This window comes from Natronomonas sp. CBA1123 (genome assembly GCF_009741925.1).
Classification (GTDB): domain Archaea; phylum Halobacteriota; class Halobacteria; order Halobacteriales; family Haloarculaceae; genus Natronomonas.
On sequence record NZ_WPCC01000003.1, the window covers coordinates 50290 to 65104 of the forward strand.

General features: G+C 56.8%; 11 protein-coding genes. 2 read left to right on the top strand and 9 right to left on the bottom strand.

The features are described 5' to 3' along the window. Positions 1-327: 327 nt before the first annotated feature. Positions 328-561 carry a hypothetical protein gene (locus GJ631_RS02690; RefSeq protein WP_156707667.1) on the bottom strand — a complete coding sequence of 78 codons (234 nt, stop codon included), beginning with the start codon at positions 559-561 and terminating at the stop codon, positions 328-330. Between the two features lie 73 nt (positions 562-634). Here GJ631_RS02690 and GJ631_RS02695 point away from each other — a divergent pair, with 73 nt between their 5' ends. Continuing rightward, positions 635-4444, top strand: a complete 3810-nt coding sequence (locus GJ631_RS02695; RefSeq protein WP_156707668.1) for a helicase-related protein — start codon at positions 635-637, stop codon at positions 4442-4444. 8 nt (positions 4445-4452) lie between these two features. Here the strand turns inward: GJ631_RS02695 and GJ631_RS02700 are convergent, their stop codons facing one another. From GJ631_RS02700 to GJ631_RS02725, 6 genes are all read right to left on the bottom strand, one after another. Continuing rightward, positions 4453-5400 carry a hypothetical protein gene (locus GJ631_RS02700; RefSeq protein ID WP_156707669.1) on the bottom strand — a complete coding sequence of 316 codons (948 nt, stop codon included), beginning with the start codon at positions 5398-5400 and terminating at the stop codon, positions 4453-4455. Positions 5401-5553: 153 nt separating this feature from the next. Further along, positions 5554-6201, bottom strand: a complete 648-nt coding sequence (locus tag GJ631_RS02705; RefSeq protein ID WP_156707670.1) for a hypothetical protein — start codon at positions 6199-6201, stop codon at positions 5554-5556. Between the two features lie 5 nt (positions 6202-6206). Further along, positions 6207-7010 (bottom strand): hypothetical protein, encoded by an 804-nt coding sequence (locus tag GJ631_RS02710; RefSeq protein WP_231753864.1) that lies wholly within the window; start codon positions 7008-7010, stop codon positions 6207-6209. Between the two features lie 89 nt (positions 7011-7099). Further along, complete coding sequence (locus GJ631_RS02715; RefSeq protein WP_156707671.1) at positions 7100-8047, bottom strand: nucleotidyltransferase; 948 nt, start codon at positions 8045-8047, stop codon at positions 7100-7102. 243 nt (positions 8048-8290) lie between these two features. Next, positions 8291-11923 carry an Eco57I restriction-modification methylase domain-containing protein gene (locus tag GJ631_RS18885; protein WP_156707672.1) on the bottom strand — a complete coding sequence of 1211 codons (3633 nt, stop codon included), beginning with the start codon at positions 11921-11923 and terminating at the stop codon, positions 8291-8293. Between the two features lie 143 nt (positions 11924-12066). After that, complete coding sequence (locus GJ631_RS02725; protein WP_156707673.1) at positions 12067-12807, bottom strand: DUF429 domain-containing protein; 741 nt, start codon at positions 12805-12807, stop codon at positions 12067-12069. A 180-nt stretch (positions 12808-12987) separates the two neighbouring features. Here GJ631_RS02725 and GJ631_RS02730 point away from each other — a divergent pair, with 180 nt between their 5' ends. Beyond that, the gene (locus tag GJ631_RS02730) at positions 12988-13491 is read left to right on the top strand and encodes a winged helix-turn-helix domain-containing protein (protein ID WP_156707674.1); all 504 of its coding nucleotides are present in this window, start codon (positions 12988-12990) and stop codon (positions 13489-13491) included. 253 nt (positions 13492-13744) lie between these two features. On the opposite strand, the gene GJ631_RS19385 is transcribed toward GJ631_RS02730, so the two are convergent. Then, positions 13745-14233, bottom strand: coding sequence for a hypothetical protein (locus GJ631_RS19385; protein ID WP_156707675.1), 489 nt, complete (start codon positions 14231-14233; stop codon positions 13745-13747). Positions 14234-14250: 17 nt separating this feature from the next. Further along, entirely contained in the window at positions 14251-14802 is a 552-nt protein-coding gene (locus GJ631_RS02740; RefSeq protein WP_156707676.1) for a hypothetical protein, read from the bottom strand. Positions 14803-14815 lie beyond the last annotated feature (13 nt).

Consider the following 14815-nt stretch of genomic DNA (forward strand, 5'->3'; position numbering starts at 1 on the left):
GAATTCGTGCGTATTAGCGCCCCTAAGGTTGATTTTCTCCTTTCTATTCCAAATTTGTGATATGGTTTCGTTTGGAGTTCAACCAACCGTTAGACGGGGGTCGCCGCTGTCGTGCGTTCGCGAATAGTCGAAAAGGGGGGATATACAAAATCAATCGGTGGTTGTGCCTGTGCAAATTTGCCGATAGGGGGTTAATTCGATAATATCGACGGTAGCCCTGATTCTCTCGTTGTCAGGACTCAGCCTGTAGTTACGAATCTGTGATGAGCGAGGGTCACTCCTCACCCTTAGCGTCTAACCCTGACTCCGTCATTCTTCTTGGCAGGCTCAGCCCTCGAACGGTGGTCGGAGGTCGCGCCACCGGAAGTCCGCGGTCTCGCCATCGGAGAATTTGATTCGATAGAGTACGGCATCTCGTTCGTCACCCGTCTCTTCGGACGCATCATCTTCGATGACTTCGGTAATTGTGCCCTCTCGTCCGTGGTACCGTTCGTGGTCGAGATCGGTCACATCCGGAATATCAATTCGAACGCGGTCGCCAGGTGAGAATCGTTGCGTCATCCGTGATTTGAGATGGATTACTCCCTATTCGAGCGAAGTATTAAAAAACAGACCTTCGTTGTCACAGTATCCGATGCTCTCACTCGATCCGCTCGTCGACAACGCGAACTCCACGCTGGAGGACGCGTACAAGAAGGTCGTCCCGGACTGTGAGGAGATTCGCATCGCCACAGGCTATTTCTATCTCTCCGGCTTCGACCTGTTCAAGGACGACCTCTCTAACCTCCGTGACCCGGATGAACTCGGTCACGCGCCATTGCGCATCCTGATGGGGCGGCGAACGAACCGGGAGACTGCGGACGAAATTGAAAGCGGACAGGGCCTCCGCGACCAGTTCCACGAGGAACTTGAGCAGGACATCGAGGAGCTGAACAACCCACAGGTGGAGCGGCTCGACCGACTCCGGGACTTCATCGCGAGCGGTCTCGTTGACGTGCGCGTTCGCGACCCCGAGCAGGGCTACTTCCACGCCAAGGGGGGCTGCTTCCGGGGCGCGGTTGACGACCCGAGCGTTCGCGAGGGCGATACCGACAGCCGGGCCGCAGTGACAATCGTCGGCTCGTCGAACTTCTCGCAGAGCGGCCACCAGCACAACATCGAACTCAACCTCACAAGTCAGGAGCGGGGCGACGCCGAGGCGTTCGAGGAGTGGTACGACAACCAGTGGGCCAACGCCGAGGACTTCTCCGAGGAGATCATCCGCATCATCGAGAACAGCGACCGCTACAAGGAGTGGAAGCGCACGACCCACGAGGAGGACGAGGACGATGATGAGGAACTCGGCACGTACATCGAGCCGTTCGAGCTGTACAAGCTCCTCGCGTACGACGAGCTGAGCGGCAACGTCGGCACGCGCGACAGTCCGCTCTACTACTTCCAGACGCTCGGCTACGAGAGCGCCAAGGAGAAGCTCTCCAGATACGACGGCTGCATCATCTCCGACTCGGTCGGCCTCGGCAAGTCGTTCATCGGGAGCGAGCTGCTCTACGACTACCGCCAGCGCGGCGACCGGTGCCTGCTCATCGTGCCGGCGAATCTCACCGGCCAGTGGCGAGACCTCCTACAGGACGCCACCGACGAGGACGGCGACCCGTACTTCGGCCTCGACGTCGACGGCACCCACCTCGACGTGGTGAGCATCAGCAAGTTCCAGAACCTCTCCTACGAGGAAGTGGAGGAACTCGACGACGCGTTCGATGTCGTACTTATCGACGAGGCCCACCGCTTCCGCAACTCGGGGAAGTGGCGGCCGAATCCCGACCACGATGACGACTACAAGGGGACGCGTCGCCACGCTAACCTCCGGTTGCTCCGCGAGCAAACGATGATCATGCTGACGGCGACGCCGATCAACAACTCCGCGACCGACCTGAAGAACCTCATCGGACTGTTCACGAGCGCGGAGGAGCTGATGAACAAGGCCTCGCTGGACTTCGACGCGTTCGACAACTACATCGAGAAGTCAGAGCAGCGGAAGCGCATTGCCGCCGGCAAGGAAGAGGTGTCCGACGAGGAGGAGCAAGAGCTGACCGAGCAACTCCAGCAGCACTCGCAGGAAATCTCGGAGATTCTGAACGAGGTGATGGTGCTCCGGACACGCAAGCACGTCAAGGACACCATCCGCGACGACGAGGACTTCGAGATGAGCTTCAAGCCGCCGGAACTCCACAAGGAGGAGTACAGCCTCCCGGCGGCCTACCAGCCCATCTACCGGATGCTCCCGGACGTGATGGACGCGCTCCACCTGCCGCACATCACTATCCGGAACCCGCAGGCCGGCGGGACGCTGAAGGCGCTGTACAAGCTGAACCTCCTAAAACGGCTGGAGTCCTCCACCTACGCGTTCGTCCAGTCGATTCAGACGCTCCACGAGAGCGAGCGGGCGCTGCTGGGCTTCCTCAATGACCTGCCCGAGGACGAGGACATCGACGTGCTCCGGGCGGTACAGGACGATGAGGCGTCGGCGACCCTCGACGACTTCGTGGAGGGGAAGGACGCCGCCGAGGACTTGGAACAGACGCTCGAGGAGTTCGGCTTCGACACCGGCGCCCTTCGGGTTGACGGCGGCGAGGACACCGAGGAACTCGAACTCGCCGACGCGACGGTGGGCGAGGTGAAGCGGTACGTCCGCGAGGATCTGACGCTCATCGCGTACTTCCTCTCGCGGTTCATCGGCCGGGTGGCCGAGGACGCCGGCGGGGTGGCCGACGCCGAAGTCGAATTGGAGCAGTGGCTCGCCGACAACGGCGCTGCCGTCCTCCCGGACGTTCCCGAGGATGAACCCAATCCGCAGCTCTATTCGGGCTACGAGTTGGTAGACGCTGATACTGCCACGCTGGACTTTTACGAGGCGGTATTCGCCCTTCGGGAGTTCCGCGACCCGAAGATCGACCGGCTGACCGAGGTGCTGAACGGGTACGACAAGAAGGTGCTCGTGTTCACGCAGTACCGGGCGACCGCCGACTACGTCCACCGGACGCTGGTCGACGACCCCGACGCACCGCTGACAGAGGCCAACAGCGCCGTGGTGAAGGGTGGCGACGAGAACAAGCAGGATGTCATCCGGAGGTTCGCGCCGGAGGCATCCGGCTACCAGCAGACGCTCGCAGAGAGCGACGAGACCGAACTCCAGTACGTCGTCGCGACGGACACGCTCAGCGAGGGGGTCAACCTACAGGACATCAGCGTCGCTATCAACTACGACCTGCCGTGGAACCCGATGCGAATCGTTCAGCGCGTCGGACGCATCGACCGCATCGGCTCGACCGCCGACAAGTACGTCCACAACTTCTACCCCGACGGTGACATTGAGGCGGCGATCAAGCTGCTGGAACGGCTGCAGGCGAAGATCGACGACATCGCGCTCATCGTCGGCAAGGAGAACAACATCCTCGACCCGAACGAGGACGCCGTGCTGGAGCGGGCCGGCGTCGAGACGCAGAAGACCATCGGCGAGCTGGAGGTTGAAGAGATCGAGCGGTCGCTTCGCGAGTCTCGGGAGGTCGACGACTACAACGAACTGGACGACACCTCGAAGAACCCGCTATTGCGAAACGCCGGGAGCGACGAGACCGCGGCGTTCGAGCGGTACCTGCTCAAGCAGGAGCTGAACGACGACTACGGGCTTGACGCGGACGACTTCGAGTTCGCCGAGGACTACTTCGAGGATGCTCCCGGCGAGCGCGAGTTCCTGTACACGAACGCAATCGATCACGGAAGCGGCCCGCGACCGGGCGTGTTCGGGCTGGCCCACCTCTGGTTCGAGGACGAGGAGAGCGGCGAGGCCGAACCCGCACCGCTGGGACGCGTCCGCCGGGCGTTCTACTACGAGCCGTTCGCTGGCGAGGTGAACGAGCGTCCGGTGCGACACTTAGGAATCGAACCGGAGACAGATGGAGAGCCGGTTTCCGGGAACACCGAGTCCGTGCTATCGAACCGAGACATCATTGAGGAGCACCTCGATACTCGGCTAGAGAACATCCGAGAAGGACAGGTCGGGGCCGCGTTCAAGCAGGGCGAACAGCTCTCGAAGGAGCAAGAGACGATTCTGGACTTCATTAGCCACTATCTCGTGCCGAACCACGGCGACGAGACTGCACCTGTCGACGACCACGGGACGCTCGAAGCGTGGGCCGCCGCGCTGCATGACCGGCTGAACGATGTCAAGCTGGCCAATACAGACGAGGATCGCATCCTCCGGGAAACGTTCCGCCACCATCCTGAGTACGAGTCGTTCACCGAGTGGCCGCCAGAGGAGTTCCTCACCGAATTGGACGCGTTCCTCGAGAAGAACATCGAGGCTTCGTCGGAGTATCAGGACACCCTCGTCGGAGAGAGTGCCGTACAGGCCCGCCTCGTCTGTTGGGGGGTGGTCGGACGGTAGAGCGACGCTCAGAAGATGCCGTCCAACCAACCCTCCAGCCACTCATCGTCGTCAGAAGACTGCTGTGATTCTGTTGCCCCGATGAAATCGAACTGACGCAAATCAGAGCGGCTGATACTCACATCAACCTCCTGGATGTAAGATTCTGACTCGTTTCGTAGTTCGTAGTCCCGCGCTGCCTGCTGTAGTTCGTCAAACTGGGACATATAGTAGCTAAGCTCTTCGACGGTCGCATCGACATTGTCCGCGTTAATCGATTCGTACAGCGTCTCACGAATCTTCCAGTGAATCTCGCTCATCAGGAGCGCTACGACGCGGTTATCGAGGTAGTTGATACCGCGCAGGAGCGTCCGATTGCTAACGAACCGTGTTCCCTTCCAAGCCATCTTGTATGGCGCACCGACGTACCAGAGACCCACTTCGAGACAGAAGGCAGCTAGCGAGTATCCGAACAACTCAAACTTCTCTTCATTCACATCGGATAAGATCCAATTGTTCTGGACTGCTTTGTCAAGTGTTCGAGCGTGACCGTAGAGATTGTTGAAGCTGCCAACAAGAGGGAGGAATCGGGTGATGACCCCGATTTTGTTTCGGAAGGCAACTACCCACGCATCATCGAGATACTGAGCGATATCGTTGTTATGTAGAATCTCGATACCATATTTTAGTCTACGCGCCGCCGAACTTGCTTTCGATACCGACTGAATAGCTTCACCTATGGCATCGGGCGTAAACGGAGCTAGATTCTCCCGTAGTAGGCCTGCCAAATCGGCCAACACGTTCCTTAATTCGCTTGTTCCGTCAGGAACCGACTCAAAAACGCTTCTCACTAGTTGTTCGAAGTCTATGTCCTCCTGTAGATGCCCCGATGATGCGAGCCCGCGCTGGATTGCTGCTCCCCCACCGACGACTCCCGCGGATGTTGTGAGGAACGCTCGTCGCCCCATCCCCGCCATTACGTGCTATTCCTCCCTCTTTGTCGATTTGTGACCGACTTCTGGATATTGCACATATTGCCGCATTCTGGCGTAGGCACAAGAAGGAGACGGTACCGTGGTGGAAGTGGAATCGGGATGTTTGGCGATTCGCCCATGCTGAGGAAGCACCAATCACGGCTGCCGTTCGAAATACATTTCTCCGTAGTTCTCCCTTCCGGGGCCGGTGTAATAGAAACCCTCCAATACGTCCTGCTCGCCATTTCGTTTCAGTGAAAGGTCAGCAGTACCGTCGTGCGCCCTCATCGAGCTTTCCGAATCCACGTCTGGCTCGTTCCCGTACTGATACGTCAGGCTTGGCCAGCGGCCTTCCTTAGTCAGGACGGTTGCGCCGGTGCTATCCGACTCAGAGTTCTCAGTCGACAGGTGAACGCTGATTTTCCGCCACGTTTGGTCAATATGTAGTTTAGCCGCCACACGTTGCATCTCTGCCTCCGTATCGTTGGATTCGTGGAGGGCTTCTTCGTCGATATGGCCTTCGTACGAGGTCTTGATATATCCCTTCCAATCACCGCTAAAATCGGGGGCTCTGGACGCGCCAGTTGAGCGGGCGACTGGGGTCTTCCATCCGCGTCTAATGAAACCCGCAGAGAGGATAGTAAAAGCCAGTCCCCACGAAATAGTTCCTCCCGCAATTGCTGGCAGGCCGGCGGCGAGGAGAGAGGTCGCCCAGCCGATGATGAGTACGAGAAGGTACGCTGCGAACCCGAGAACTCCGTACACAGTTGGTCGCTTGTCATTGTCGGTGGAATAGGTGTGCATCCGTACTAGTCCCCGTTGTAGAGCGTGTGGCTTGCCTCGATGAATTCTTGTGCCTTCGCCGCGTCCCATTGAGTAGTCCTCTCACCGAATAGTGGCTGCATTCCGTGCTGTACCGTGTATTCCGGAAACTCGTCCTCTGCGTCCGACTCCAACTCATGGAGAATTCCCTCAACTCGCTCCCGAATATCGTCCTCAGCGATATTGGTTACTTCTACGTTCGAGAGCAGGCACTCGATGAAGTACGACGGTGCGACTTCCTTGTCGACTGTACCGCGCTCCACGAGTGCGTTTCTGAAGTTCTTGAATAGCCGGATGGTTGCCTTGTAATTCCCGTCACACCACTTGTTGAACCGCTCACCCATAATCCGATGTCTCTGGGGGAAGTTCACGATTTTTGCCCCATCGTCTGCCCAGAACACGATTCCCTTCATGTGATTGCCGGGGTGTCGTGACCAAAATCGTCGGTACTGGAGACAGGGCACCACGTCAGCACCGAGCGGGAGATCGTCGGTCTCGACATCGATTGCCTTCTCTTCTCGTTCGACGTTCCGAGTGCCGTACTGCGCTTGTAGGGTTCGGTACACCCCTTCGGCGTGTTCTTCGAACATCTGTCGCGGGTTGCGTGTAGGGGCAACCTTGGTCGACGTGGCAGGAGCTTCGGAGAAGTCGGCATGGTACGTATCTGTCCGGATGACTAGAATATCGACATCCCCAGAATCGTACACCATCGTCGTGTTTCGGTACGATCCCTGGAGGTAGGTGGTGAACTCTAGACTCTCACTGACTCCCTGAAGCGAGCCTTCGCTCAACTCATCTCGTATCTCCCGGTGTGTGTCCCGTGCTTCCTCTTGATTGGCTGTTCCGGAGTTCGTCCATCTTTGGAGTTTTCTGCGTGAAATCATGATTGAGCCAGCCGGATGTCGGCCCCCTGCTTCTGGTCATACCAGTTGTCCCACATCGACCGGAGGCGCCTGAGCATTGTTTCCGCCTCGCTAATCTCCCACCGCGTGTTGCTGTCGCCGAAGAGTCCCTCCATCTCGGATACCTGATCGAACGTACTCAGATCAGTAGAGTCGCTCTGGAGGTGGTCAAGTATCTCCACGAAGCGGTCGCTCCGACTCGACCGCCGGAGGATATGCTCGGGAACGTTGTAGATGAGGCACTCGATGAAGTACGATGGCGCATCGATGGAGAACAACGAGTTCCAGTATTCGTTGTAGTAGTCCCTTGTGTTCTTGAAAATCCGGACTGTCTCCTTGTAATTCGAGTGTTTTTCAGTTCCGTTATCGTAGTGGATTTTGGGGAAGTTGGTGATTCGGTTGAATCCGTATCGGGGCCGGAACGCCATCCCGTGGTCGATGTCGGGGTCACCGTTCTCCGGGTAGGAATGATAAATTCGATAGTCGCGACACGGAACCACGTCCACGTCGACCGGAAGGGGCCCGTCGTTGATTTCGATGGCCTTCCCGTCCCACTTTACCGGCTTCGATGACGGACTGTTGAAGCGGGTCTTCAACGTGGTGAAGACATCCTCTCTGAACTCGCTGTACGTATAGCTAGCGTCCGACGTGTTACTGTCGTAGCGCGCCTGCTCTCCCGAATCGAGATTGGAGGTATCGGAAAGCCACGTTGATTCGAGCTTGACGACGATGTCGACATCACTGGAACCGTACGTGTGGGTGTCGTTCTTGTAGGAACCCTGTAGGAAGGTATCCACCTCCGCGTCGTCGTCGATTGCCGAGCGACTCATCTCGAGGGCGTTGATGATTCGTTCCCGGGCCGTCGCCGACCCAGCATCCGCTCCTGTGCCGTGCCAGTTGTCGAACTGAGACTCCGGAATGCTCATGTCTCTCGTCGGGTCGGGGGGAGCGGTGTGGCAACGACGCCGGCGATCTGCTTTGTGGATGTGGGTTTTTCTCGTACCATCCAACTGAACATCCATGGTGAATCCGTATAAGCGGATGGTCACCGTGGTGGAAGTGGAAGAATACTCGAAACCGGCGTTATGTCGGTCGGTCTCCACCCGAATCGAGAGGGGGTTAGTGCGTGGGGCCAGCCTGAGCCCTGTGCTGAGATACGGGACTAACTACTACTCAAACGGGCCTTCTTTGGCGAGTACGTCGAACTTCTCGAAGACCATATCGAAGTACTCCTCTGTCATGATTCGGGGGTTTTCCACCCGATGGAAATCATTGAGAATGAAATCAACCTCACGACGCTCCAGTCCATACGCGTGGAAAGCAGCAGCGTCAATCTCAGCTCGTAACTCTTGCCGTTCTTCCTCAAACCTAGCAGGTGAAATATCTCCAAGCCGTTCGCGCATCTCCTCAAACTCCTCTCCATATGAGTTCAGACGCGCAGCCCGTTCTGCGATGTAGTGGAACCAGTCGTCTCCGTCTGTGAGCCGCGGCAGTTGCGACTCGTTGAATTTGTACTGGACAATGTGGCTGTCTACCTTCGTCCGCATCAGATAATCGAACGGCACGCTATTGAGGAGTCCGAGTAGTACGAAGAGTTCCTTATCAGTGAACGCCCGCTTGTATGCGCTGTGCATCGGGTAATTACTGAGATCTTCTTCGGTTGGATCGATCACAAATGGGCGGATGGTGCAGATAGTATGAACGGTCACCACACCCTTTGGTAGAACGGTTGCTATCAGCGTCCGCTCGTCATCTGCTCTTGCGATATTCCGTATCCCTATTCGATACTCGGTACAGTCAAGCAAGACATCCTCCTTCGATAATTCGGGGCGTCCGTGTTGTTCTAGTAGGTCGTTGACGAATCCTTTCTGCGATCCCGATCCGTCGAACTTCTGGTAGATGGACTTCTTCAGACTCGTGTTCACGTCTCGTGACCTGAAGTTCTTCATCCGAACTCTGTGCTTAGCACTTCGTTCCGGCTGGTCATCGCTAACGCCCCACAGCGAGATTGGAGTCAGGTGGTCTGCTATCTCGTTGTTGTATGCGAACTGGTGGATATTCTTCCCCTCGTAAATCGGGTACTCGCCTTCTTCTTCAGACTCCACTAGGCGGTCGGAGTCTGTCGCTCGGTCGAGTTCTTTCATGTAGAGGATGGCGAACCACGCGTCCTCCACCTCCTGTCCGATTGGGGGATACTGGATAATCTTCGAGAGGGCGTCTATCAGCCTCTGAGATCGGAAGAATGGGAAAATCCCAGACTCGGGGGAGTAATTCTTCAGAACCTCGACGGGTACGTCGATTGCTCTCTCTTCGAAGTGCGGCAGGAGCGAGAGATCACCGATGCTGTACGCTCCGCGAATCGAATCAGTAGAACCTGTGTTTTTGAACGTACAGACAGAGAAACGGTAACTGTTGTGAAGGTCAGTAAATATCTGTTTGTTCTGGAACTGGACGAAGTGTTCCAGCGTAGTCTCGTCTATCAGGTACTGGCGCAGATCTTTACCCGTAGCACCGAGGAAGAAGCTCCCGGGCATAATCTGCGTAACGTATGAGTCCTCGCTCGCCAACTGAGTCGTTCGCTCGAAGAAGAACAGCGAGAGTTCGTTCTCGGTGGCAACGGTCTTCCCACCGACGGTCGGACTCTGGAGTTCGTACTGCGTTGTGGTGTTGTAATACTCCGCCTTGAGTTCCATCTCCCGTTGGAACTCATTCCATGCCACCTGTATCTCCGGATCTTCGAGCAATTCCTCCTGCTTCTCGTCTTTCTCGCCCGGAGGTCGAGTACGGAACCGCTCGTCGTACTTTGGGAAGAAGTGATCTCGGTCGACCGTGAGTACGTCCCACGGTGGATTTCCGATGATGACATCGAACCCACCGTCGCGATACACTGGTGCGAATTCCAGAACCCAGTGGAAAGGATGGAATTCGTCGAGGACATCCGCGTCTACATCGTCGATACCTGCCTCGCGGAACTGGCTCAGAACCTTCTCGTCCAGCACCTCACTGTGAGAAGCGATTCGAGACTCCGCGAGGCGGCGGGCATTTGTGGCCTCTTTTGCGCTCGTCGCCTCTCGATGCCGGTCGATAGCCTCGATGACGTCTTGGTACAGTTCCCTGACGCTGGACTCGGTGCCCGCTCCCCAGTTGTTCAGCGAACCGTCCCCTGCTTCTGTGGCAACCTCCATGACCTCGGTGAACCCGATGAGGGAGTTACCCTGTCGGATGTTGAAGTCGATGTTCGGCAAGGGTTCGACCTCACTAGGTTCGTCCTCGATGTCCGCCACCATCGAGAGCCAGAGGCGGAGTTTACAGATTTCAACCGCCCCATCGTCAATATCCACCCCGTATAGGTTGTTCAGGATGATAGAACGCTTTGCGTACAGGGAAGGATTTCCACGGCCAGCCTCGATGGTTTCTAACTCGTCACGTGTCCGGTTCTCCAACTCCCAACCCTGTCCCTCACTCTCCAACTGTTGAAAGAACTCGATACACTGCATGTAGATGTCCAGAAGCACCTCCTGAGAGGCGAGCAAGAATGCTCCACTCCCAACGGCAGGGTCGAGAACACGCATCTCAGTCAGCACGTCGTGGTAAAGTGTTTCCACGTGGTCTATCTGGACGTGCTCCGTCGGCACATGGGCAGTTACGGCTCCACCGTCTGCAAGCGCCTCAGCGCCGTCTGCGGCGTCGGCCGCCGAAAACCCGAACACGTCGTCAATCTCCTCGTACTCGGCGTTGACGGCCTCGTTCAACTGGTCGAGAAGATACGGGTGAATCGAACTGCGGGCCATGAACCCCGTGATTTCCTCTGGAGTGTAGTACGCCCCCATCTCCTTCTGATTCACCGTCTGCTCGAAGATGTGGCCGAGGACTGCCGGCGAGAGGTTCTTCGGGTCGACGATGTCAAGGCGCTCGTCGACGTTCCAGTTCCAGTCCGAGAGGAAGTCCAGAATCTCGTCGAACAGTTCGTTGGTTCGCTCGGGCGAACCGCCCAGCCGGGCGTCTTCAAACTCCTCCTCTACCGGGTTCTTCGAGAACAGCCCGCCGTTCAGGTACGGTAGGCTCCCGAAGTCGGGATCCTGCTTCCCCTCGGCGAGCATCTCGAAGAACAGCGGGTGGTAGAACTCCTCGTAGACATCGCCGCCCTCGTCGACGACCTCCTCGTGCTTCTTGTGGAGGTAGTCGATGTCGCGGTCGAGCAGCCGCTTCTCCTGAATGAAGTAGAGGAAGATCATCCGGTCGAGGACGACCTGCACGTACCGCTGCTTGGCGTCGCCGCGGTCGTCCGGGATGCCGGCGACCTCCTGCACGAGGTCGGTTCGGAGATCCTCGAACTGTTGGTAGAACTCCTTGACGACCTGCTTCGTGTCGTATAGCGAGTCCTGAATCGCCTCGACCGACCCGTATTCGATGCTGTTGAGCTTCTGGAGGACGGTGTTCTTCTCGCCGCTCTCGCTCGTCATCTGCTCCTTCGTGAACGATAGCTTCTGGTGCTTGATGCGCCCGTGCTGCTGGCCCTCCCAGCTGCGGATACGCGTGAGGAAGGTGAACTCCTCATAGTCGTTGGTGGCGACGAGGTTGGTGCGGCGGTTCCGGTTGTCGGGCTTGAAGTCCGTTGCCGACTCTCCGGCCCCGGCCTCGACGAGGACGATGAACTCGTTATCGGTGAGTTGGAGGACGAGTTCGTTCTCGTCGCCGAGGTTCGGCCGCGGCTTCAGTCCGCGCTTCTCGAAAGAGGAGGCTATATCGTCGAGAGAGTCCCAGCCCGCGATGTCATTCGCGGTGATTTGCTGGAGAGTCATGAAAGTAACTGCGAGGTAAACTACAAAAAAGCGCCGCTGGCTCGGAGATCGTCTAGGGGATGCTGGCTTCTTTGTGGCCAAGGGGTGATAATCTTCTACCAGTATTGTTGACAAAATATTCAGGAGGCTATTCTATGTTGGCTTTACCGCTGGGAAGGCAGGAGGATCTCGATATTTCGCCCGAGTTTCGGGTCGAAATCCGGCTGGTTTTTGCGAGGGAGCGAGTGGTAGGGCGGTTCCGAGGCTCTAGCAGTGACCGCTGCAACGAGTGCGTCCAGGATGTCGTCTTCTGAGCCAATCATCGGGGCATACGCGGGCTTCCGATAGTTCTCAACCGCATCCGTGTAGAACTGTTTGACATCGAATTCGACAGCCTCCTCAAGAAGAGAGAGACGCTCCAGCTTCCCTGCATCGTTCTTTTTTGAATTGTCGAGGGGATCGCCATTGAGCGCAGCAAAACACGCCTCGGGATGCGTCTCCAGCACCATTTCGCTCTTCTCACACTCACGCAAGAACGTGTCCACCTCACGGATTCGAGGGACGAGACTCCACGCCTGACTCTGAATGCCGAATCCGGCACCGTGACTTTCGTGCTCTTGTTTACCCTGATCAATGTTTTTTGCGTACACGGCGTCGCGAGTCGGAGTGTAGAAGACACTACTCTGCTGCTTGCTGCCAACGTACTTCTTTGCCTCTACGTCGCAGGCTCGCTTAGAGGCGCTACACAATCCAATCGGTATGTCTATCAGCATTTGGCTGAGATCCTCTTTTCGGTCGCGCCAAAGATTCCACAGTGTCGGATACACGTTCCCCTCTGGATTGCCGTTCTTGTCAATGAACACTGCAAACCAGCTTTTCCCTGCCCAATCAACACCAGCGTACATAATCGAAGCAGCTCTTTACGGAGCCTCCCCCTCTGCTCTCATAACTTCCACCTGACAGTCTGGTCAGATAGAGCTTTCTACGTCCTGAAAGAGCCAATAATTTATCAATCTATACTACTGAGTTGCTGTGCTACCTCCTATGACTAATAAATATATAGCGGTGGCACAAATTCGGTAAACATGACCCGACGGGAGACGTTGTTACAAAGACAGGAGGCTCGTCGGAAAGAAGCGATTACGCTCCTAAATGACGGATTTTCCCGTCAAGAAGTTGCTGATAAACTCGATGTTGATCCTTCGTCTGTATCACGGTGGAAAAAGACGTACGAGGAGGAGGGAATGATGGGACTTGACGCTAGTTCTCCCCCAAAAAGAGAGCCAGTCTTAGATGACGATCAGTTGTTGGAATTAGCCGCCTACCTCCGAGATGGTCCGAGACAGCACGGCTTTGAAAATGACTTTTGGACACACAAGCAGGTCATGGCTCTTATCGAAGAGAAATTCGATACCTCAATCGCCTTATCGACTTTATATAGCTATATGAAACGAATGGAATGGGAATACAGGAAGGCAAAAAACCCTCCCGGTGAACGAGATCTGGATGCGATTGAACGTGATCGCCAAAAGAAATTTGAACGCGTTCAACAAATGGCTTCGAGTGACAAGTCTATCCTTGAGCGGTAGGAAATCTTAGAACGGATAAGTTGCATCGTTTCGATCTGGTGTATTGTTGTCTTCCATTTCCTTGGAGTAGCCTCGGTGAATTTGTAACGCATAATTCTCAGCTAATGATTGGTTCCCGCAGCATGCTGAATCCACAGCGCGAATATTCCACCAGACTCACATGATTTGGACATCAAAAAGTTTCGGCGTAGATAGGTTTCTGTATTACCAACGACCGTCCGGATGCATCACAGAGGATTGATGAACTCGCTGTCTAGACAGGCCAGGTAGGGAGCGAGGGCGCTCCATTCTTCCAGTGAATCGCACCTAGCGCGGGAAAGAACTGCTGTAGTCGGTCATCGAGAACGGCGAGTGGATGCGCATCGAGAAACGTCGCCTCGTGCCGATTAACCGGCGTGTCTTCGTGGTTGAGTTGGATATGACAGGGCCCAAGGTCTGGATGATCGGCGTCCTGGTGGAAGCCAAGCATCAGGTTCCGGTCCGGTTCGACCCAGTTGATGCGGTAGTATTCGTGGTCGACGCCGGCGGGGTACCAGAAGCGAATCTCCAGTCGCGCAGTCGTCGCGTCGTAAGAGTCACTCAGGAAAGTCGTCGGATCGACATCCGCGATGATGTACCGGGGTCGGCGTCGAGACGGGCGATAGCGGACCTCTTCACACCCTGGCTGGTTCGTCAATCGGTCGTGAACGTCGCGGAGGAGGGTCCGCTGTGTATAGCGGTCGCGACCGGCAAGAAAGATCATTCTGTGAGAGAGGAGGATTAGCTCGTGGCGCGGTCAGCCATGTCGGTCATCTGCTCGCGGGTGGCTTCGACGTCTGAGTAGAGTTCCAGTGCGTGCTTGATGAGGCGGCGATCCTCCTCGTTCTCACGCCAGAACGCGATGACGTCGTGGCGCTCGCGGAGCTCGGCACTTGCGAGGTCGCCGTCGGCGAGCGACTGTTCGAGCTCTTCCCATGTCTCGACGTCGTAGGTCGCCTGCCACCCTTCGATCTCCTCGGTAATCGCGGCCAATTCGCTCCGAAGCTCCTCGCGGGTGTTCTCCTCGATGAGCGTGCGGATCTCCTCGAAGAGCAGTCGCGTGGTGTCCGGCTGGTAGCGGGTTGTCTCGCCGGCCTCGACGCGACGCAGCTGGCCCTGGTCGACGAGATCTTGGAGTTCCTCGTTGGTCGTACTCCAGGCGGCGTCGGCCTGCTCGCTGATCCAGTTGACCGACCGCGGTTCGCGGAGCGTCTCGGCGACCGCTCGAATGCGTTCGCGGGCACTCATCGACTGACTCCACGACTGGACCCCATCTCGCGATGATTCGGACATGCTTGGCACCTCT